The 19,386-nt window shown below is 39.8% G+C and carries 18 protein-coding genes; 9 read left to right on the top strand and 9 right to left on the bottom strand.

Features of this window, described 5'->3' with window-relative positions; genetic code table 11:
* Positions 1 to 972: 972 nt before the first annotated feature.
* A complete protein-coding gene (locus BCU91_RS05165; RefSeq protein ID WP_102440466.1) occupies positions 973 to 1,407 on the top strand; it encodes a DUF3069 domain-containing protein in 435 nt (144 codons plus the stop codon).
* 30 nt (positions 1,408 to 1,437) lie between these two features.
* Positions 1,438 to 2,121, top strand: coding sequence for a Crp/Fnr family transcriptional regulator (locus tag BCU91_RS05170; RefSeq protein ID WP_102531030.1), 684 nt, complete (start codon positions 1,438 to 1,440; stop codon positions 2,119 to 2,121).
* A gap of 262 nt (positions 2,122 to 2,383) precedes the next feature.
* Here the strand turns inward: BCU91_RS05170 and BCU91_RS05180 are convergent, their stop codons facing one another.
* From BCU91_RS05180 to rpiA, 4 genes are all read right to left on the bottom strand, one after another.
* Complete coding sequence (locus tag BCU91_RS05180) at positions 2,384 to 3,355, bottom strand: DUF4097 family beta strand repeat-containing protein (RefSeq protein ID WP_241904039.1); 972 nt, start codon at positions 3,353 to 3,355, stop codon at positions 2,384 to 2,386.
* Positions 3,352 to 3,969, bottom strand: coding sequence for an anti-sigma factor (locus tag BCU91_RS05185; RefSeq protein ID WP_102440468.1), 618 nt, complete (start codon positions 3,967 to 3,969; stop codon positions 3,352 to 3,354). The genes BCU91_RS05180 and BCU91_RS05185 overlap by 4 nt, the downstream gene beginning before the upstream one ends.
* Positions 3,966 to 4,511, bottom strand: a complete 546-nt coding sequence (locus BCU91_RS05190) for an RNA polymerase sigma factor (protein WP_102531051.1) — start codon at positions 4,509 to 4,511, stop codon at positions 3,966 to 3,968. The genes BCU91_RS05185 and BCU91_RS05190 overlap by 4 nt, the downstream gene beginning before the upstream one ends.
* 382 nt (positions 4,512 to 4,893) lie before the next feature.
* Positions 4,894 to 5,556: a ribose-5-phosphate isomerase RpiA gene (gene rpiA, locus BCU91_RS05195; protein WP_102531031.1), complete on the bottom strand. Its 663-nt coding sequence runs from the start codon at positions 5,554 to 5,556 to the stop codon at positions 4,894 to 4,896.
* A gap of 559 nt (positions 5,557 to 6,115) precedes the next feature.
* Here rpiA and BCU91_RS05200 point away from each other — a divergent pair.
* The 3 genes from BCU91_RS05200 (at position 6,116) to BCU91_RS05210 (ending at position 8,466) form a co-directional block, all read left to right on the top strand.
* Entirely contained in the window at positions 6,116 to 7,105 is a 990-nt protein-coding gene (locus BCU91_RS05200; protein WP_102531032.1) for a cytochrome-c peroxidase, read from the top strand.
* 228 nt (positions 7,106 to 7,333) lie between these two features.
* Entirely contained in the window at positions 7,334 to 7,990 is a 657-nt protein-coding gene (locus BCU91_RS05205) for a cupin domain-containing protein (protein WP_102531033.1), read from the top strand.
* A 92-nt stretch (positions 7,991 to 8,082) separates the two neighbouring features.
* Complete coding sequence (locus BCU91_RS05210; protein ID WP_102531034.1) at positions 8,083 to 8,466, top strand: HopJ type III effector protein; 384 nt, start codon at positions 8,083 to 8,085, stop codon at positions 8,464 to 8,466.
* 74 nt (positions 8,467 to 8,540) lie between these two features.
* Here the strand turns inward: BCU91_RS05210 and BCU91_RS05215 are convergent, their stop codons facing one another.
* Entirely contained in the window at positions 8,541 to 9,437 is an 897-nt protein-coding gene (locus BCU91_RS05215; RefSeq protein WP_102531035.1) for a PD40 domain-containing protein, read from the bottom strand.
* A gap of 757 nt (positions 9,438 to 10,194) precedes the next feature.
* On the opposite strand from BCU91_RS05215, the gene BCU91_RS05220 reads away from it, so the two are divergent.
* The gene (locus BCU91_RS05220; RefSeq protein ID WP_102531036.1) at positions 10,195 to 11,466 is read left to right on the top strand and encodes an MFS transporter; all 1,272 of its coding nucleotides are present in this window, start codon (positions 10,195 to 10,197) and stop codon (positions 11,464 to 11,466) included.
* 209 nt (positions 11,467 to 11,675) lie between these two features.
* Here the strand turns inward: BCU91_RS05220 and BCU91_RS05225 are convergent, their stop codons facing one another.
* Both BCU91_RS05225 and BCU91_RS05230 read right to left on the bottom strand, forming a co-directional pair.
* Entirely contained in the window at positions 11,676 to 12,263 is a 588-nt protein-coding gene (locus tag BCU91_RS05225; protein WP_102440475.1) for a NapC/NirT family cytochrome c, read from the bottom strand.
* A 248-nt stretch (positions 12,264 to 12,511) separates the two neighbouring features.
* Positions 12,512 to 13,597: a GGDEF domain-containing protein gene (locus BCU91_RS05230; RefSeq protein WP_157936266.1), complete on the bottom strand. Its 1,086-nt coding sequence runs from the start codon at positions 13,595 to 13,597 to the stop codon at positions 12,512 to 12,514.
* Between the two features lie 452 nt (positions 13,598 to 14,049).
* On the opposite strand from BCU91_RS05230, the gene BCU91_RS05235 reads away from it, so the two are divergent.
* The 3 genes from BCU91_RS05235 to BCU91_RS05245 all read left to right on the top strand — a co-directional run bounded on the left by BCU91_RS05235 (position 14,050) and on the right by BCU91_RS05245 (position 17,559).
* Positions 14,050 to 14,805 (top strand): outer membrane protein OmpK, encoded by a 756-nt coding sequence (locus BCU91_RS05235; RefSeq protein ID WP_102440477.1) that lies wholly within the window; start codon positions 14,050 to 14,052, stop codon positions 14,803 to 14,805.
* A 268-nt stretch (positions 14,806 to 15,073) separates the two neighbouring features.
* Positions 15,074 to 16,030 carry a GGDEF domain-containing protein gene (locus tag BCU91_RS05240; protein WP_102531038.1) on the top strand — a complete coding sequence of 319 codons (957 nt, stop codon included), beginning with the start codon at positions 15,074 to 15,076 and terminating at the stop codon, positions 16,028 to 16,030.
* Between the two features lie 416 nt (positions 16,031 to 16,446).
* Positions 16,447 to 17,559, top strand: coding sequence for a hypothetical protein (locus tag BCU91_RS05245; protein WP_102531039.1), 1,113 nt, complete (start codon positions 16,447 to 16,449; stop codon positions 17,557 to 17,559).
* A 318-nt stretch (positions 17,560 to 17,877) separates the two neighbouring features.
* Here the strand turns inward: BCU91_RS05245 and BCU91_RS05250 are convergent, their stop codons facing one another.
* Both BCU91_RS05250 and BCU91_RS05255 read right to left on the bottom strand, forming a co-directional pair.
* Positions 17,878 to 18,318: a PACE efflux transporter gene (locus BCU91_RS05250; RefSeq protein ID WP_102531052.1), complete on the bottom strand. Its 441-nt coding sequence runs from the start codon at positions 18,316 to 18,318 to the stop codon at positions 17,878 to 17,880.
* 368 nt (positions 18,319 to 18,686) lie between these two features.
* Complete coding sequence (locus tag BCU91_RS05255; protein WP_102440481.1) at positions 18,687 to 19,031, bottom strand: TM2 domain-containing protein; 345 nt, start codon at positions 19,029 to 19,031, stop codon at positions 18,687 to 18,689.
* Positions 19,032 to 19,386: the final 355 nt, after the last annotated feature.

Genomic DNA, 19,386 nt, shown 5'->3' on the forward strand with positions numbered 1-19,386 from the left:
ATTGTTAGGCTACAGGTTAAAAATTGGCCGCTTTGCTTAATATCGGCCATGCAACTTTTCCCTGAATTAATATTTTTGTATTTTATTATTTAGTATTTGATAACAATATAAAAAGTTCAATTAGCCACTAGGATCAATAATATCTTTTTTCTGCAGGTGAGTATCAATAAATTTACTTAACTTTACTAACTTATTGTTATCAGCTTGGTAACTATTGCTGGTGCAGCTATCTAGGTATGTCGAATTACGTAAAGCTGCATAAATCGTTAAGCAGGCATAAAAGTTAATAAAAAAAGAGATAAGATCTATATCAAAGATTGCTAATTTAACTTACTGGCTTCACAACATTATGACAGAAATTTTGGTTTGTTCAATCAAAGCTGAATAAGTAGCGCTGTTATGGCTAAGCTTCTGTTTAAAAGGGTAAATAAATAAGTATGTGTCACACAAAGAACACTTCAGCCTGTGCTTTTGTTAATATTTACTCGCGTTTTTTTGTTTAAATGCACTGTGAGGTAATCTGATTAATTGTTTATTTCATCTTTTAAAAATAGCTGTTGCTAATATAGTTCGTTAACTGTGTTTACCATAGTGAAAACACCTTAAAAAGAGTCGATAAATGTTAAAAGCATCATCATTCATGAGTTAAGTTGTTTGCATTCATTTTATGTGTTTAACGGGCCACTTTTAATCTAACTGGATAAGATCACATTATTGACTGGGTAGGTATTTGCAGCTTCACAAAAACAACCAATATATATGTCTATAACCTATAAAGGCGTTGATAATATCGTTTATACTAGTCTGTTGCTAAATAACATAAAGCTTAAAGGTTTAATGGCAGTATTTTCTGCGATAGAAACCTTATGCCTGTGCCATTTTAAGTGCTGTTAATGCGACTTAGTTACTCAAACTGCGTTAATCACATGAATTCATGGCGCTAACTTAATCATTGAAATAGAGAACAAACTAATGAGTCAACTAAGCGAAGAGTATAAAGCAACAGCAAAGCAGATTTCTTTTAATGTCGCTAATAAAGTGCTGCCGATGGATAAATTACCAGAGACTTTACTTGAGGCTTATGAAGGTTTGTTTAATGAGCTAATTGAAGACAAGGCTGAGTTATTTGCTAAAAGCTGGCAAGCAATGCCTGCGAGTGCACAAAAATTACTGCCCAAGGCGGAGTTTCATGGTTTTTATATTGCCAATGCGTGGATGCAGTTAAGCCGTGTTGCCCAAGAAATTGCAGATGAGGCTGAGTCAGAAAAAGAAATTGATGAAAAAGAATATGATGGTGTATTTGGCCGCTTGGCAGAGCAATCATTAAAAGAAAGTATTAGAAAATTAAAAAAAGCACGTACAGATCGCTCAATGCTTAATAGCTTTAAACAAGTTATGTCTGCTTAACGCTTGCTGAAATGTTTGACTGGAGAATAAATGACACTCGCGTTACGTAAACAAATAAACTGGCCCTGTGAATTGAGCGAAAGAACCAAAGCTGAGATCATGGATATTGCTGTCGATGATCAAGGCATTGAGAAATACAGTAACCTACTGGCTGATGACAGTGAACGGGGGTATTTTTACTGTATCGATGGTCTGGGTACATTTGCCACCACCAGTGCTGATAACCGCCCTTTAGCGAGTTTTATATTTGGTAAAGAAATGTGGGTTGGGGCTGTAGCGGTTGAGATTTTCCCTAAAATTAGTCTTTATACCAATGAACTGGAACCGATCAACAGCTTGTTTTTCCCTAAATGTGAACTCACTGAGTTAGCTAACATTAACCCTGAGATTTATAAGTTTATTTATAGCATTATGCGCCGTAATACCCCTAAACTGGTTCAAGGTATGCACTTGTCATTTTATGGTATTGAAGAACGTATCATTCATTTTTTATTAGAATTAGTACGTGCTAAACGCATGATTGATTTGCCCGTTATTGAACTAAAAATCACCCAGCAGCAACTGAGTGAAATTGCCAATGTAAGTCGCCCTCGAGTCAATGAAGTACTCAATAAGTTGGCTGAAGATGGCTATATTGATTTAGTCAGAGGCAAGATGATTATTTTAGATTATACAAGGTTGTCAAAATTATTAGCGCTACGAGTGACAATGTAATACGAGTGATTATGTAAAACGAATGACTATGTTATACGAGTGAATTGTCACAATCTCGACGGGTTTATAGCTGCTATTCGGGTTAGGTTGTGAGCTGGCGTTAAATGAAAAAAAAGGGCCTTCTTTGTAGAAGGCCCAAGCACTAGTTTGGAATGCTATCCTAGTGTAGTTTACGGCGACGTTTAGCGCCTAATGTGCCGAGTAATATCAGACTTAAGATCCCCATGCTAGCGCCTGTAACTGCAGCATGAAGATAAAAACGCTACTTCAATTCGATATTGCCGCTTATGGTATTAACGCTAAATTTACCTGTGGCATCGCCGGTTGTAAATTGGATGCTTTCTCTTGCTGAATACTTAGTTTTTAGCGGTTTATCATCGGTTAATTCGTTATTAATATCGCCACCTGGGCCACCATCAATCTCAAATGTCAGGTTAGGCATTTGAGTGAATTTGACTTCAACATCACCGCTAACCGTATCAAATGATGCCTTAGTGACTTTGGCGCTTAAACTGATGTCGATATCGCCACTGACACTGACAATTTTGATTTTTTCTACCGCGCTAAAGTTGCCTTCAATATCACCTGATACTTGATCGATACTAAGCTTAGTGACTTGGTTATCTTTAGACTCTAACTCGCCACTGACGAGGCGATACTGAGCTTTGCCTGCAGAGCTTTTATCCTTGATATCGCCAGAAACGGTTTCTAATTCAAGCTTGCCATTGAGCTTGTCTGACTCAATATTGCCTGACACTGTTTGTAGTTTTATGTCGCCATCCATGTGGTTAGCTTTTAAGTTACCACTGACTAATGCCAAGTCTATTTCGCCTGACAGATTTTCAATCTTGTAATCTGCTGAAACCCCTTCAGCTTCAAGCATTAGCTTTATGGGTAATTTGATGACTAAATTTGAGCCATCTTCATCATGACCCCGATAGCTGTTGGGTAGCTTATCTTCAATAGTGATTTGATTGCCTTTTTGCTCAAAGATAAACCCTTCAGACAATTCATCTAACTGACCGGATACTGTGATGAGGTCTTTGTCCCAGCCGATGATCTCTACTTTGCCGCGCTGCACTTTTAGCTCAATTTGTGGTTTCGCATTAACCGTCATTTCTTGTTCAACGGATTGTGCTGCAAAGGCCATTGTTGATGTCATGAGTGTTGTTGTGAATAGCAGGCTGCCGCCAATGATAAGTCGGCTGATAAACAGACTAGTTTGATTGTTCATATGGAATTTCCTTGAGTCGATGGAGTCGTGTTAATTGGGGTGCGTTGTTGCTGTTGTAACAGCTGTATTTCGCGCTTCATTACCCATAACCATAAATCCCACACTTGCTTGTTATTGGGATCGCTTTTAAGGGCTTTTTGGATCTCTTTTGATGCAAGCTGCAATTCGCTATAACCCTTATTGAATGGATTAGTAAGGTCATCAAGCTGCATGCCAACAGTATATTTGTTGTCATCAAAGCCATTAATTTGCTGTTGATGGGTCAGGGCTATTTGATCAACCAAGGCAATTAAATCTTCAGTAGACTGATTGCTAAGGGCATTTGTGACGGTGATAGGCTCAAGGCTTGGCTTTTGTGCTGTAGGGCTTGTTAATAGCCAGCCTAATACCAATACAAAACTAATACTGGCGGCAACGGCAAGATGTCGCCAGTATTGCGAGTTAGCGCTGCGGTACTGAGTTGCAGCATCAGTTTGCTTTGCTGGCACTGAAGAATTTGTTGGGGCGCTTATTTTCGCCTCAATGTCTTGCCATAGATCTTTGTTTGGTGAGATCTCTTTTGGCAAGCTATCAATAAGCCTTGTTAATTGTTGCTGCTGATTGCTATTTTTCATACCAACATCTCCTGTAGCATCTGCTTTGCTCTGTGGTATTGGGCTTTACTGGTGCCAACGGCAATATCCAAAATCTGCGCAACTTCATCATGTTGATAACCTTCAATTGCGCACAGTACAAACACCACGCGGGTGCGTTGTGGCAGTTGCATAATTAATTTATCAAGGCGGTGATACTCTTGATGGCCGTTTTGCGTTTGATGATTTTCGCTGAGACTTTGATGATGCTCACTCAAGCTCGATTCTGGTAAAAATCGATGCCAAAAGCTTTGCTTTGCTTTCATGCTGTTAATAGCTTGGTGGACACACAGCTTATATAACCAAGTCGTAAACTGACTATCGCCATTAAACTGATTTAGCTTTTGCCATAATCTGACAAAGCAGTCTTGGCAAATTTCATCGGCATGATCAGCGCTACCACTTAAACGCAAACAAATTGCATACACACGGCCTTGATGGCGCTGATAAAGTAGCTTAAACGCTGCTTTATCGCCGCCCTTAGCTTTCGCCACTAAAGCGTCATCTAAGCAGGCATTATTGATTTCACCAGCTTCAGCAGCGCGAGTATTACTGCTGAGTTGATTATCAATGTCTGTGATATTGCTTGAGGTTAAGTTCACCAATTATTCCAATGTGATGTGAGTTACTAGATTAGACATTAGCAAGTTGCTAAAAGGTTTACTTGATTAAATAAAATATTTTTTTGATTACTATGGGGAGTCAAAATGCTGAAAAGCATCTGCTTGAGTAAGCTTAGGTGTGAAAGGTTAAAGTGAAAATTTTAAGTGGAAGCAAGTAGGATAGGGGCTTGGCACAACTTTAAGGGCTTTATGGTTATAAAAACAAAAATGCCCAATGGTGAATTGAGCATTTTATCAGTGCGATTAACTTTAATTACCGGACTTAAGCAACTAGCCTTTAGGACTATTTGGCGACAATCGTGTTAACGCCATCTGGGCTGCCAACCAGCAATACATCAGCACCGCGGTTAGCAAATAAACCATTAGTGACCACACCAACAATATCATTTAATTGCTTTTCTAAGGTTTTAGGATCAAGAATGCGGTAGTTGTACATATCCAAAATTACATTACCATTGTCAGTGACGACACCTTCACGGTACACCGGATCGCCACCTAATTTTACTAATTCACGAGCAACGTAAGAGCGCGCCATTGGGATCACTTCAATAGGCAGTGGAAACTCACCTAAAATCTCAACTTGCTTGGTATTATCAACAATACAAACAAACTTTTTAGCCACAGCCGCGACAATTTTTTCACGGGTTAATGCCGCGCCGCCGCCTTTAATCATGTCCATATGGTCATTGATTTCATCAGCGCCATCAACGTACACAGATAGATCTGAGACACTATTGAGATCAAATACTTCAATGCCTAAACCTTTTAGTTTTTGGGTTGAGGCTTCAGAGCTTGATACGGCGCCTTCAATGTCATCTTTCATTGTCGCTAACGCATCAATAAAGTGATTAACCGTTGAACCTGTTCCAACACCAACAATTGAACCTTCTTCAACATATTTAAGTGCAGCCCATCCAGCGGCTTTTTTCATTTCGTCTTGGGTCATATCAACATCCTGAGGTGGCAATCTACCAATGGTAAGTAATAAATTTGGTTAAGTATAACAAATGCTAAGCCATAGCAGGTACGTTGTTGGCTGATTTATTAACTGGCAGTTACACGAATCGTTACACTCAAGAGTTATAAGTGTATTGCCATATGCGTCAGTAAATCCCTATATACTTAACTTCGGTAAATAATATAGCTAAGCCATATGGGCGAGAAAATCAGCTTTAAGGAGTGATGGAGCTTAATAGGCAAGAATAAGCTGCATTTTTTATCGCGATATTACACCTGTAAAAAGTCATTTGTATCAATATTGGCGCAGTGTTTGATACAAAAGGATGTGATCTACAGCAATCTTAATCGCTATTGGTGGTGTGCAGGTTTAATTTAATCGAATGGTTCGTTAACCTATCTTATTTTTAAAAATAAACAGTGACTTAAGCCGCATAAATAGAATTTGCGATTGCGATGGACTTAATCGGATTTTACCGTTTTAACCTAAGATATAGAACAATTAAGATGCTTGCCATTAAACCATACTATGAACAAGGTTATTTATTATGACTAAGCTGACCACCGTTGCTGTAATGCTAGCTTCGATTTTTTCTATTTCAACTTCTCAGGCCAGTGAGCCCATTGAAGTCATTAAGCCTGCGGTGATCACCGAGCCTGAAAAAGTTGAGCTAGGTAAAATGCTTTTCTTTGAGCCACGTCTATCAATGTCTGGTTTTATCTCATGTAACTCATGTCATAACTTGTCCCTTGGTGGTGTGGATGCACTGCCGACCTCAATTGGTCATGAGTGGCAACAAGGTCCAATAAACTCGCCTACAGTCTTAAACGCTGATTATATGCTGGCGCAATTTTGGGATGGCCGCGCTGCAACCTTAAAAGAGCAAGCTGCAGGTCCTATCGATAATCCAAAAGAAATGGGTTATACCCATGATTTAGCAGTAGATACTATCGCTTCAATGCCTGCATATGTTGCGCGTTTTAATGACATTTATGGTTCAAATGAAGTCAACATCGACCGTCTTACAGATGCCATAGCGACATTCGAAAAAACCTTAGTGACGCCAAATAGCCCATTTGATAAATATTTAGAAGGCGATAAAAAAGCCATCTCTGCAGATGCACAAACGGGTTATCAGTTATTTAAAGACAAAGGGTGTGTCGCGTGTCATAACGGCCCAGCGGTTGGCGGCACTATGTACATGAAAATGGGCTTAATTAAACCATTCCACACAGACAATCCAGCGGAAGGGCGTAAAGGGGTTACCGGTAAAGAAGCTGATAAGTTCGTCTTTAAAGTACCAACCTTACGTAACATTGAGCTTACCTACCCATACTTCCATGATGGTAGCGTATGGAACCTAGATGAAGCGGTTAATACCATGGCCGACATTCAACTAGGGCAAAAAATGTCAGCTAAAGAAACTGCACAAATGGTTGAGTTTTTGAACAGTTTAACCGGTGAGCAGCCACAAATTATGTTGCCGATTTTACCGCCTTCAAATGCGAATACACCGCGTCCAGTGCCGTTTAAATAATAGTGCCGTTTAAATAATAATGCCTTTTAATAATAGCGGCGTTTAAACAGTATTGAAGTCGCGATAACACTTCAGCTTAACTTTACGCCTAGCTGAACATTATCTGCAACTCCCTCAAAACCTGCGCTAGTAATAGTGCGGGTTTTTTATTTCCCCGCTATTTAAGTGTGCGCTATTCATTTAGTTTAAGTCCTATTACACTGATATAAAAAATAGCAGGAACTCATAATGCTTAACATGGATTTTTCTCAGCGGGTTGTAATTGATACCAATAAACTTCAATGGGACAAAAGCCCCGCTCAAGGAGTGTGGCGTAAACGATTGGCCAGAGAAGAAGCTGAACGTGGTCATGCGACCAGTGTGGTGAAGTATGACGCTGGAGCAAGTTTTTCATCGCACCCGCATCCATTAGGTGAAGAGATATTAGTGTTATCAGGGGTGTTTTCAGATGAAACTGGCGATTATCCTACAGGGACTTATATTCGTAATCCCGAAGGCTTTAGTCATGCGCCCTTTAGCGTTCAAGGCTGTGAATTACTAGTAAAGCTACATCAATTTCAAGCTAGCGATGGCGCTCAAGTTCGTATCGATACTAACAATACACCATGGTCTGCTGGGCAAGGTGATTTAAAGGTGATGCCGCTGCATCAACATCTTACCGAATCGACAGCCTTAGTTTTTTGGCCTGCACGTTGCCAATTTCAGCCTCATCGTCATTTTGGTGGTGAAGAAATTTACGTTATTAGCGGTGAGTTTATTGATGAATTAGGTCGTTATCCTGCAGGCACTTGGATCCGCAGTCCACATTTAAGTCAGCATAATCCTTATGTTGAACAAGATACGCTTATTTGGGTGAAAGTGGGTCATTTGCTGCTGGATGAGTAAGTTACACATTTTATAAGGACGATGGGTTAATCTTTTTATATGATGTTTATAGGATTTTTCACACTGTTTATGACAGCAATACAGGATTTAACATGACTGAACTGACAAATACCCAAGCTGATGTTGTCAGCTTTATCGAAACACTGTCTCAATCAATTGCTGAACCCGTTCGCTTTGAAGACACGATGGCAATCATCGATGCTCACTATGATTTCACCCCAAGCGCTTTTACTAATGGTAAACAAGCTAACGACGCTGGCGAAAACTCAGGTTCTTGTAAGCTGTTTTCGTTTGCGCAAATTCACCAGTTAACCCAGCCTCAAACACTGCAATTATTTGGTCAATATTATCGGGATGTATTAGCCATGCCTGAGGGAAAAGATCATCAAAACATTCGTCAATTTATGTTTAATGGTTGGCAAGGAATTGAGTTTAGCCAAGTCGCATTAGTGTTGAAAGCTTCACATATTGACTAAAGTGCTCGCTTAGCGAGCATAAGTTTAATGACTCTATAAAGCACCATAGAGTCATTAAATCAGCTGTGAAAATATTATAAATTCAATGTGCTGAGCTTAACTTGATACAAGTTGCCCTTACCATTTTCAATACGGGTAAAAAATAAATAGTTATTATCTGGTGACATGATTGGAGTAAATTCATGATCTGCCGTATTGACTTTATTACCGAGACTTTTCGCCACAGACCATTGTCCATCACGTAAATATGAAATATATAAATCACCTTTACCTTGACTATCACTGCGACCTTTTATGCTGAAGATGATGCTTTTCCCGTCTCTTGATACGGCTGAATCACCAATACTCCCATTGCTACCATGCATAGTGCTTGATAATGCTTGCGGCGCCATGAAACCTTCTCCTTGGGCTTTAGCGACGTACATCAATCGTTGATCATTACGAAATGAAGGAAAGTATAAGTCACCATTAGCGGTAATTGAAGGGTATAAGTCAGCGGCATTAGAGCTGATATCCGCTAAATATTCAGGTTGTTGCCAACCATTATTAGTCAGTGCAACACGCCACAAATTAAGTGAATCAGCTTCGAGATTATCACTGCTAATAGGGCGTTTAGAGATAAAATATAGTTGGCTGAAATCTTGATTATAGTAGGGGTCAGCATCAAGAAATTCACCAGAAAAAGGCAACGACTCAGCAGTTTGCCATTGACCCTGCTTATAACTTGATTCCATTAATGTGCAATGACTAAAGTCATCATTACAGCGAGAGAAAATGACTTTATCGCCTTGTGCATTAAAGACGGTATTAATTTCAAAATTCTCTGGTGTTGAAATTATCCCAGGCGCAAATTCGACGGCTTTAATTGCGGCTTCATCTGAATGGTATGGCGCAGCTTGGACACTGGCAGTCAATAATATAGTTGTAGTTACTTGGGAGATTAGCGTGAGTGTTATTGATTTTATGCTCATGAGCTTCCTGCTTTGTTTAATATAAAATCCGTAAGCACAGGTTTAAGCTTACCTTAAACGTTAGTGCTGATAATGATTACTCAGCTATATTAACATCCGAACCCTTTTATGTGAACTTAAGTTCGCATTAGTGGGGCGAGAATTAAGTCTCTAGTTTCTTTATTTTGAGATCTTAACGTATAGCATTCATGAAACGCGTGTTCGGGCGCGGCCTCGAGTAATCATTTAAGCTTTGCCTTATCGCAATTGGATGGGAGGATATTGTATTGCTAGCGAGTTGGCTATTTATGACTCATGTTGCGTTGTAGAGGTGCACATCTACTGTATTCATATAGCTAATTTCGCACTTATGCGGCTGAAATGAATCCAAGCCAGATATTACCACTGTGATATCTGGCCGCAGATAAGGCTGTTTTTTATCGCTGAATCATTAATTATCTTAAACACCATTTTGTTCCAGCTAAGTTAGCTGTGATAAAGCTTAATATCCTTTTATCATCGGCTTTTACAAGTCGTTAAGATATTTAATGAGTTTCTTGAATGGCATTTGTAAACTCTCTAAAGCACTCAGCTTAATGTTATCGCATTGAGCTTTATCATCTTCAATTTGCTTGACTATTTTCGAGTCAGATATGCAGACTCGGATGTAATAGCCTTCATTAATCATATTTGTTATGCAATTGTTGCTTTAATGGCGCCAACTCTTTAGATTTGGTCAAGCTCATTTCTGTTAGGCTTTCCTTTTAAAGGTTTTACAATGCAAAGCGATGTCTCTATAGCCCGTGTTAAGCAGTTTCCATTACTCATGTGGATATTGTTGTTTGGCTCGTTTATTACTCGTGGCAGCTATTATATGGTGTGGCCGTTTCTCGCGATCATTTTATATGACAGGTTTGCGTTAAGTGCCACAGAAGTGGGATTGATTTTATCCAGTGCAGCATTGGTGTCTGTATTCACCAGTTTTATCGGTAGTGCATTGTCAGACCGTATTGGTCGGCACAAATTGATGTACATGACTGGTGTGCTATATATCATTTCTTTTTCATTGCTAGCACAAGTCGACAGCGTTAATGGTTATGTGGTGGTGATGACCTTATGTTCAATCGCGACCTCGATATGGCGACCGCTCACCTCAGCCGTTATCGGTGACATAATACATGATAAGCAAACCCGTGAATTGGCGATGCAATCATGGTATTTCATCGTCAATGTCGGCTGCGCTGTTGGGCCTATGCTTGGCATTTGGTTAGGACTAACGGGTGAGCAATCGAGTTTTTACATCACAGCCGGTGCATTTGTGGTGTTACTGATAATGCTTTATTGGGGGTTTAGTCATCAATCAAATATTGATTCCGCTAAAAATACCGCTGATAAAGAGGCTCATTCGGGTGTAACAAAGCCTGTTGCAAAAGAAACTCGCCAGCAAATTTTTGCCATTTTAAAACAAGATAAATTGTTTCAATGTTTAATATTAGCCAATACCTTATGCATGTTTATTTATGCGCAAATGGACAGTTCGCTCATTCAGTATTTAACCCGAGCACAAGCGCCTCAATTACTGACGTTGATATCGAGTATAATTTTTACCAATGCATTAGTGATCATTTCTACGCAGTTTATCTTATTAAAACTGATGGCTAAATATAGTTTAATTCAGCGAATTCAATTTGGATTGATCTTGCTCATGTGCTCCCAAGTGTGGCTGGCATTAAACCCAGTGGATATATTTTGGGGCTGGATAGGGGCCGTAGTGGTGATGAGTCTTGCTGAGACGATTTTATTTCCGACCATGAATGTGCATATTGATCGCTTAGCCCCGCAACATCTTCGAGGCGCTTATTTTGGCGCAGCTTCATTTAGTGAAATTGGTTTTGCCATGGCGCCGTTAGGAGGAGGGATCATTCTTGACCTACTCGGAGGCCCGTGGCTATTTATGATAGGGGCGGTTTTATGTGTTGTGGTTATCAATCTTTATCGGATATTAACCAGACTTTCTCGACCCAATATTGCCGAAATGAAACTGAGTTAGCCCCCTAAAGTGGGTTTGCTGTTTATCTATTTGTCGAGCATTTGTCGAGCATTTGTCGAGGTAGTGGCGTCGTGTTTAATTTGCGCTGTTCTATATGATTAACGGCAGTGATTACCTATATTCCAGTGTGTTTGGTGATATACCTTTGGTATACGGTGGTCATACATGTTCATCTTATCGCAATATATAACCGTCTTTAGAGGATAAAGTTACCAGCCTTCTACGCCTTCCATATCTGGTAGTTGATGGGCAATACCTTTGTGGCAATCAATACAGGTTTGTTCGCCGCTCTCTAAATACTTTGAGTGCATATTAGCTGCCCTATCTGATTGGCGAGTGAAGTCCATATAATCGTATTCATGACAATTTCGACATTCAAGTGAGTTATTGGCTTTTAATCGACGCCATTCATGTCCAGCAAGCTCACGACGTTTTGCTTCAAATTTTTCAGGGGTATCAATGGTGCCGACTAAGTCTGCCCATATTTCTTTAGACGCTTGCATTTTTCGGGCAATTTTATCGGTCCATTTATGGGGCACATGACAATCATGACAAGTCGCTCTTACACCACTGCGATTGGTGAAATGAATGGTAGGTTTCATTTCTTCGTAAACATTTTGATGACAACTACTACAGAATTCTTCAGTGCTCGACATTTCTAATGCAGTATTAAACGCCCCCCAAAATATGACACCCGCTATAAAGCCGCCGATAACTAAAAAGCCTAGGCTGTAGTGAATGCTGGGTTTTTTAATTACTCGCCACACAGTACCTAATAATGCTTTTAATTTCTCCATTGAATCACCTTATTGGAATATCGGGGCAAATTGAGTGGTGCAAATGATGTGAGGCAAATGAGTTAGAAGTATAAATATAGCTGAACAATACTAAGTGGTAGTTATAATTTGGTTTTTTTGCAGAAGTGAATGACACAAAAATTGGGTGCTTTATAGAGCTTAGTTTATGTGTTTTAAGCTTGCCGTAGTTATGAATCATTGTAAAAATAGATCTTTAGTATTAATACCCTACCACCTAATGGTAGTGTTTATTGCGTGTATTGGACAAAGCAATTACGGCCTTGTTCTTTGGCTTGATAAAGCGCTTTATCTGCTTTTTTGACCATAGAGATTTTGTCTGATAGCTGATTAATTTGCTCTAAATAGAATCCAACTGAGCAAGTGACATAATGCTGCCCTGCTACTTTGCCGTGGGGTTCTTTTAAATCTCGCCATTGGTTAATGATGTTATTGGCAAGTTCAAGGCATTGCTCTTGCGTCACTTGCGTTGAAACCACCACAAACTCCTCACCGCCATATCGGGCGACAATATCAGATGATCTACGGAAGACTTTTTTTAAGTTACTGGCTTGTAACTTAATAATATTGTCTCCTTTTACGTGACCATAGCCATCGTTGTAACCTTTAAAATAATCAAGGTCGATAATAAATACACAAATACAATTTCCTGATCTGTTTTGCAAACTGAGTTGCTCTGAAAAGCGTGCTTCAAAAGTCCGGCGATTATAAATACCGGTTAAATGGTCTATCTGACTTAATCGATTCAATTTTTTATTAGCTTTTGACAGCTGTTTTAATGCCCGTTCTATTTGTAATACTCCTAGCAGGCCAACAATCAAGCCTACGACAACAAAACCTAAACTGACGGCCGTTTTATTACCATAAATAGGCTCTGTGAGTACGATGCTGGCAAAACCAATCAGCACTATTAATGAATAAGGTACAGAATATTTAAATGACATACGAAATACGAATAGGGTAAATAAGCTATACATAACAGTGCCTTCATAAGGAAAGGCAAAGGCTTCCATTTGCCAACACATTAGTATTAACCAATAGTTGATAAAGGTGAGCAACAGCATGGTGACGGCAAGCGCCATTTGGTAGAACTTCGAAAATTGCGGGTGAAAAGAGGCTAACAAAAAAGTAATACAGACAGGCAACTGCAGGTATAAACGAGAAGTGATGTATATATCGCTTACGGGATCAGGTACTAGGGCTAAATCTGCAATCATAAAGCTGCCAAGTAAAGCCGTGCCAATAATGACCAATAGCCTAAATTGAAAAAGGCTTAAAGACGTGTTGCCTATGGTGTTGGTATGTTTGTTACCCAAGCATATTGGCCTTTGTGTCATTAATTCGTTTAATATCAATATAAATAGTATGGTCATTTGATGTTAGCACAAATCGTTAATGGCGAAACAAGTCTTTATAGTCTCAATAATATCATCGACATAGCACAACTAGTGTAGCGGCGCTTTTTGTACTGGAGCTTGTTGTTTTAACAAGTCCTTGATTCAGAATTCACTTATCAAGCAATTTGGCAATGTAACGCTTAAGTATCTAAAACGTTACTGGCATAATCTCCACCGTTGTTATTGCATTACTATTGATGTCGCTTGTGATAGACACTCTGATATCGACTCGAAAGCGATAAAATTGTTATCACAGCAAGGATCATAATACGCTGTTACCTTATGAGAAACCTATTGCACTAATGCTGAAATCATTCAAGGCCAATCCCTTAATGGCTTATATCAATTAAACTTATTTAAAAGGATGTAATATGAAACGCCTGCTTATAGCCTTGTTAGCGAGTTACGCACCATTTGCTGCTGCCAATGACGTGGTTCAGTGGCAAGACAATAGTTTAACTTACCTATATGGTGACGACTTTAAGGTTAATCCTGAAATTCAACAAACACTGACTTTTGAACATGTTAGCGGTTGGAGTGTTGGCGATTTATTTATGTTTGTCGATTTCACTAAATACAATGGTGAAGAAGACTTTTTAAACGGTAAAAGCGCCTATTATGGTGAATTTAGCCCGCGCTTTAGCTTCAGTAAAATGCTTGGTGAACCGGTTGAAATGGGGGTTGTTAAAGATGTACTGCTAGCAACCACCGTTGAGTTTGGCGAAGGCGATGTTGAATCATTTTTAATTGGTGCAGGTATTGATTTAGCCATTCCTGGTTTTGATTTTTTTCAGCTTAATATGTATCGCCGCTTCCCCGATGGCCGCGATGGTGATACTTGGCAAATCACCCCTGCCTGGAAAGTCACCTGGCCTGTAGGCGATTCAAATATCGTATTTGATGGTTTTATTGATTGGGTAGTTGATTCTGATGGCAGTTATGAAAAGAACTTTCATTTCAATCCACAACTTAAATATGATTTAGGTAAGCAAGTCGGTATGCGAGATAGTGCACTTTATGTGGGTATTGAATATGACTATTGGAAAAACAAGTACGGTATTAAGAGCAGCTCGGGCTTTAATACCAATCAAAATGTGACTAGCTTATTGGTAAAGTACCACTTTTAAATATGCGAGTTGAACATTGCTAAGCGATCAGGGGAGTCACAGTCAGATCCCCCTGAGTTTTGTTGTTAATGATTATATTTTAATTATCCAGTGACACTCCAATCATTCATTTTGTCCCCTGACATCCCCTCTAATAGTTGCCCATAAATAAGCCCTAAACATTTTAGTTTTTAACGGACTGCTAAATTGCCATTAATTGCAGGCTTGAGGAAAGTGTTAGCTAACATGTCTATACTCAAAGAGCATGATTTTTTACTAGTGAGTAGATATGGCCTTAACAAACCCCTTAGCTCCACACGATTTATTGGTGTTTTTTAGCGCGGATAACCCTCTTTTGCAGTTTACGATTGATACGCTTCCGGTGCCGATTTTTTACAAAGATGTGAATGGGGTTTATTTGGGCTGTAATCGGGCTTTTGAAGACTTCATAAAAATATCGAGACAACAACTGGTGGGGTTTAGCGTATATCAATTGTTTGATAAAGCCTTGGCGGATAGTTACCAACAAGCGGATCAAGCCTTGTTTGATAATCCTGGGGTGCAAATTTATGAAAAAGAAATTCGCACCAATAGCGGAGATATTGTGTTTGTAAAATTTCACAAAACCAGCTTTTTTGATGCGGAAGGTAATGTGGCTGGTTTAATCGGAGTAATATTCGATATAACCGAACAAAAAGCCTTAGAAGCCAAATTGACTCAACATGCCACTTTTGATGACTTAACAGGCTTTTATAATCGCCGTGAAGGCGCGGCTATCGCGGTAGAAAACATGGTATTAGCGGTAAATGGCGAAATTGAATTTGGGGTGATCATGCTGGATGTTGACCACTTTAAACGTGTAAATGATCAATTCGGTCATGGCGTTGGAGATCTGGCCTTGCAACATATCGCTGCCATTATTAAGCAATCAAATTCGCTTGAAACTACAGTAATTCGATGGGGCGGTGAAGAGTTTCTTCTATTAATCAAAGCGCCTCTTAGCGATACTGTTGCTAGCCGCTCTAATGATGAGCACGATTTTAAACATGACATGCTCGTCATTGCTAACGATATTCGTGAGGCTGTTGCTTCAACGCCAATTAAACTCGACTCGCAACTTGTTCATCTTAGCATTAGCTGTGGGGTGAGTTGTTATACGAAGCAAAGCTTACGCGCACTCATTAATGAAGCTGATGAACTTTTGTATCAAGCTAAAAATAACGGCCGTAATCAAGTTTGCGGTTAATTTAGCGCTATGACCGCAAACTTATAACAAGCAGGACGATAGCGTTTTCTGAGGTATTCTTTTCATACAATCGCTTTCGTATTTCGGGCTGAACAAACTTATTCCTCAATCTTTACTCCATAAACCTTAACCCACACACCTTACGCCATACTCCACATGCCATCGTTTTAGCAGACTAGCTTCAAAATTATTGAGTTCAAGGGAGGGTTACAGACTGTCTCGCAGATTAAGCTTTTTATCAATAACGCTAGTTGTTGCATAAAGGTTAAATGACGTTTACCTTAAAATATGTGATTAAAAAATAATAAAAATTTAGCTTAGCAGTTCTTGTGCTAACGAGAACTCGATAACAAAGTTGAACGTAAGACGGAGAAAGTCAGCTGCAACTGACTCATAAAATAATAATGGACTCAAACATGATTAAGGTAATACAGATTTATTTTATCCCCGCAGCGGTATTTCTGTCAGTGCTTATTGGTGGTGGTTATGGGACGGGCAGAGAGGTTATCGAGTTTTTTACCCAATACGGCCAAATGGGAGGCGTATTAGCCATATGCACGGCAACGGTAATTTTTGCAATAGTATTAGGAATAACCTTTGAATTTGCACGGGTGTTTAAGGTTTATGATTATCGCCATTTCTTTAAGAAATTAATTGGGCCTTTTTGGGTTGTATTTGAAATCTTATACATCTTACTGTTTTTGTTAGTGCTGGGGGTGGTGAGCGCCGCTGCGGGTAACACTTTGCAAGAGCGCTTTGATGTGCCTGCCACAATAGGGCTAATTTTAATGCCAATATTGGTGGCTTTGTTTGTGCTTTTTGGGCGACTGGTGGTTGAGAAGGCGTTAGCCTTGTGGTCAGTGCTGATGTACGGGGTATTTATTACTTATTTCGTCATTGTGGTTGGCCAATCTGATACGGATTTATTAGCCGCTACTGCGCTAACGGATATTGAGCCAAGCTGGTGGTTTGGCGGCGCATTGTATGCGATGTATAACTTGGCGATTGCCCCAGGGTTATTATTTTCTACCCGCGATATTGTAACTCGGCAGCAGGCTTTCGTGTCAGCTGCGATTGCCGCAGTTGCTATTATGATCCCGGCGTTGCTGTTCCACTTAAGTTACAGCGTTGGCTATCCTGATGTATTAGATAAACCGCTGCCCAATTATTGGATGATCCAGCAATTTGCCCCCGATTGGCTGTTAATGCTATTTATCATCGCTTTGTTTGGCACGCTTATCGAAACCGGTGTCGGCTTAGTGCAAAGTGTTATTGAACGTACCCCTGCCACCAGTGATGAGGCTAATGCAAAGCCTTGGTTAAGAGCGCTCATCGCCTTCGGTACAGTGTCATTGGCTGCATTGCTTGGCACCATAGGCATTGTCGATCTCATAGGTAAAGGTTACAGCTTGATGTCTTACGGATTTGCATGTGTTTATGTGCTGCCAATATGTACCCTTGGTGTTTATAAGGTGGTTAAAGCAGGCAATGGTGGGGCGCTAGAAATGCCACTGACTGAGGTTCAATAACAATAAAGTTTATTCTTCATCGCATGTGTCGAGTTAGATGCCTATATCGTCATTTTAGATGGCGTAACAGGCGCTATTAACACAGCGGGAACATTAATCAAAACGGACTGTTAAGCCTATTCAGTGCATCTTTCAGCATGAGGTTAAGAGCGAACTCTGTCGCTCTTGACTCTAGATTCTATCTCTTAACTCTTAACTCTTAATTCTTAACTCCTAGCACCTAACGCCGATATAGACTGTCACTCTAGTATTATTGCTTTATTTGACGAACTTGGGATTAACCTAAGTATCGTTTCATATACCTAAAGCTGGGCTAGCTTAACTGACGGCAGCATTATTGGCTGCAGCGCGAGCGGAGACAATACGCGCTCGAAGTTGGTCATAGCACCAATTGTATATAATCGCGTATATCAAGAAGAATACCACCACCCCAATGTTCATCATAAACACCGTCCAGAAATCTAACTGCAACACCCACATCATAAAGGGCTGTGTGGCAAAAATAAGACCAAACTCAAAACCTAGACCATGACCTAAGCGCATTTTAAGGGTGCGTTTAATACGGTTATGACCAAATATATGGTCAAAGCCTAAGTTGTATGCATAATTCCAACTCATTGCAATTAGCGATAAGCCTACCGCTAAGCCTGTAGCAGACTTTGGGCCCGCATCAGTAAATAAACTTGCGGCGCCGATAACAAATGCTAAAGCAATCGCTTCAAATAATACGCTGTGAAAAATGCGCTCTTTGGTGTTCATGGTCATTCTCATTTCTGTTGGGTAGTGGTTCTTGGTTGCTAAAGTTATCATTAATGACAAAAGAATAAAGTGAGTGACTACCTTAAAAAGTGATAGATAAAATGTAAAACAGCTTGGAATATTGTTGTAGCAGCCCAGTAAGGGGGATTTTCAGCCTTTTGCAAAAGAAGTTTCACACTAAACCTATGAGAAATCCCCGGCGTTAATGTGGCTTAGCGATGTCATCGTTGACGTCTTAAATCATTAAAGCTCACGAGACTGTGGCATTATTAATAGGAAGCTATTCAATAGGATTTTATAAATCGAGTTTTATAAATAGGGAGCAATATGCAACTCCCTACTCATTTAGGAGGATAAGCTAGTTTTAGTTAAGCGGAGTACTGACTCGCTTTACGTGAGTAACGCTGCTGAAAACTAAATGGACTCATTTTCAAGGTGCGAATCGCATCAACCCAGCCAGCTACCATAGGCACCAGTGTCCAGCTAAACACTAAGTACAAGCTACCCTTGAGATACTGACCTAAATAGAATTTATGCAAACCTAAGCCTCCAAACAGCACACTAAACCATATTGCAAGCTTCTGATTTTTGATGCGAACATCTGGGTCGACGCCACCGAGGGCATCTAAACCTAGCGCGGCATGACATTGTGGGCAAGTCACTTGGTTAAGGTCGATTTTTTGGCTGCACTGTGGGCAATTAATCTGTTGCATCGCAAACTCCAATGGTCAATATCGCTGATAAGGCATTATGGGTACAAGTGTGCGCTGAACAAAGGTGCATAGTTCACAAAACGAAAATAAAGCCAAAATCTAATAAGCTTTTAAGGTATCTAGGCAAAGGCTAGCGGATTTACAAATGCTTTTTTGATAGGTGATTAACTTGAACACTTCACATCAGTCATCCTCAGGGCTGTGTGGCAAAAATAAGACCAAACTCAAAACCTAGACCATGGCCTAAGCGCATTTTAAAGGTGCGTTTAATGCGGTTATAATTAACATGGCCACCTAATTAACAGACATGTTAAGTGTTTACGGGGGAGTATTTAGCGTCAGACTTCATTTGAAT

Source organism: Shewanella sp. 10N.286.52.B9 (assembly GCF_002873635.1).
Lineage (GTDB): Bacteria > Pseudomonadota > Gammaproteobacteria > Enterobacterales > Shewanellaceae > Shewanella.

Bases quoted from the DNA above. Each gene is read 5' to 3' on its own strand.
- rpiA (WP_102531031.1), bottom strand. From the start codon at position 5,556: ATGACCCAAGACGAAATGAAAAAAGCCGCTGGATGGGCTGCACTTAAA.
- BCU91_RS05250 (WP_102531052.1), bottom strand. From the start codon at position 18,318: ATGAACACCAAAGAGCGCATTTTTCACAGCGTATTATTTGAAGCGATT.
- BCU91_RS05220 (WP_102531036.1), top strand. From the start codon at position 10,195: ATGCAAAGCGATGTCTCTATAGCCCGTGTTAAGCAGTTTCCATTACTC.
- BCU91_RS05240 (WP_102531038.1), top strand. From the start codon at position 15,074: ATGGCCTTAACAAACCCCTTAGCTCCACACGATTTATTGGTGTTTTTT.
- BCU91_RS05205 (WP_102531033.1), top strand. From the start codon at position 7,334: ATGCTTAACATGGATTTTTCTCAGCGGGTTGTAATTGATACCAATAAA.
- BCU91_RS05200 (WP_102531032.1), top strand. From the start codon at position 6,116: ATGACTAAGCTGACCACCGTTGCTGTAATGCTAGCTTCGATTTTTTCT.
- BCU91_RS05165 (WP_102440466.1), top strand. From the start codon at position 973: ATGAGTCAACTAAGCGAAGAGTATAAAGCAACAGCAAAGCAGATTTCT.
- BCU91_RS05210 (WP_102531034.1), top strand. From the start codon at position 8,083: ATGACTGAACTGACAAATACCCAAGCTGATGTTGTCAGCTTTATCGAA.
- BCU91_RS05235 (WP_102440477.1), top strand. From the start codon at position 14,050: ATGAAACGCCTGCTTATAGCCTTGTTAGCGAGTTACGCACCATTTGCT.
- BCU91_RS05245 (WP_102531039.1), top strand. From the start codon at position 16,447: ATGATTAAGGTAATACAGATTTATTTTATCCCCGCAGCGGTATTTCTG.
- BCU91_RS05255 (WP_102440481.1), bottom strand. From the start codon at position 19,031: ATGCAACAGATTAATTGCCCACAGTGCAGCCAAAAAATCGACCTTAAC.
- BCU91_RS05225 (WP_102440475.1), bottom strand. From the start codon at position 12,263: ATGGAGAAATTAAAAGCATTATTAGGTACTGTGTGGCGAGTAATTAAA.
- BCU91_RS05180 (WP_241904039.1), bottom strand. From the start codon at position 3,355: ATGAACAATCAAACTAGTCTGTTTATCAGCCGACTTATCATTGGCGGC.
- BCU91_RS05170 (WP_102531030.1), top strand. From the start codon at position 1,438: ATGACACTCGCGTTACGTAAACAAATAAACTGGCCCTGTGAATTGAGC.
- BCU91_RS05215 (WP_102531035.1), bottom strand. From the start codon at position 9,437: ATGAGCATAAAATCAATAACACTCACGCTAATCTCCCAAGTAACTACA.
- BCU91_RS05185 (WP_102440468.1), bottom strand. From the start codon at position 3,969: ATGAAAAATAGCAATCAGCAGCAACAATTAACAAGGCTTATTGATAGC.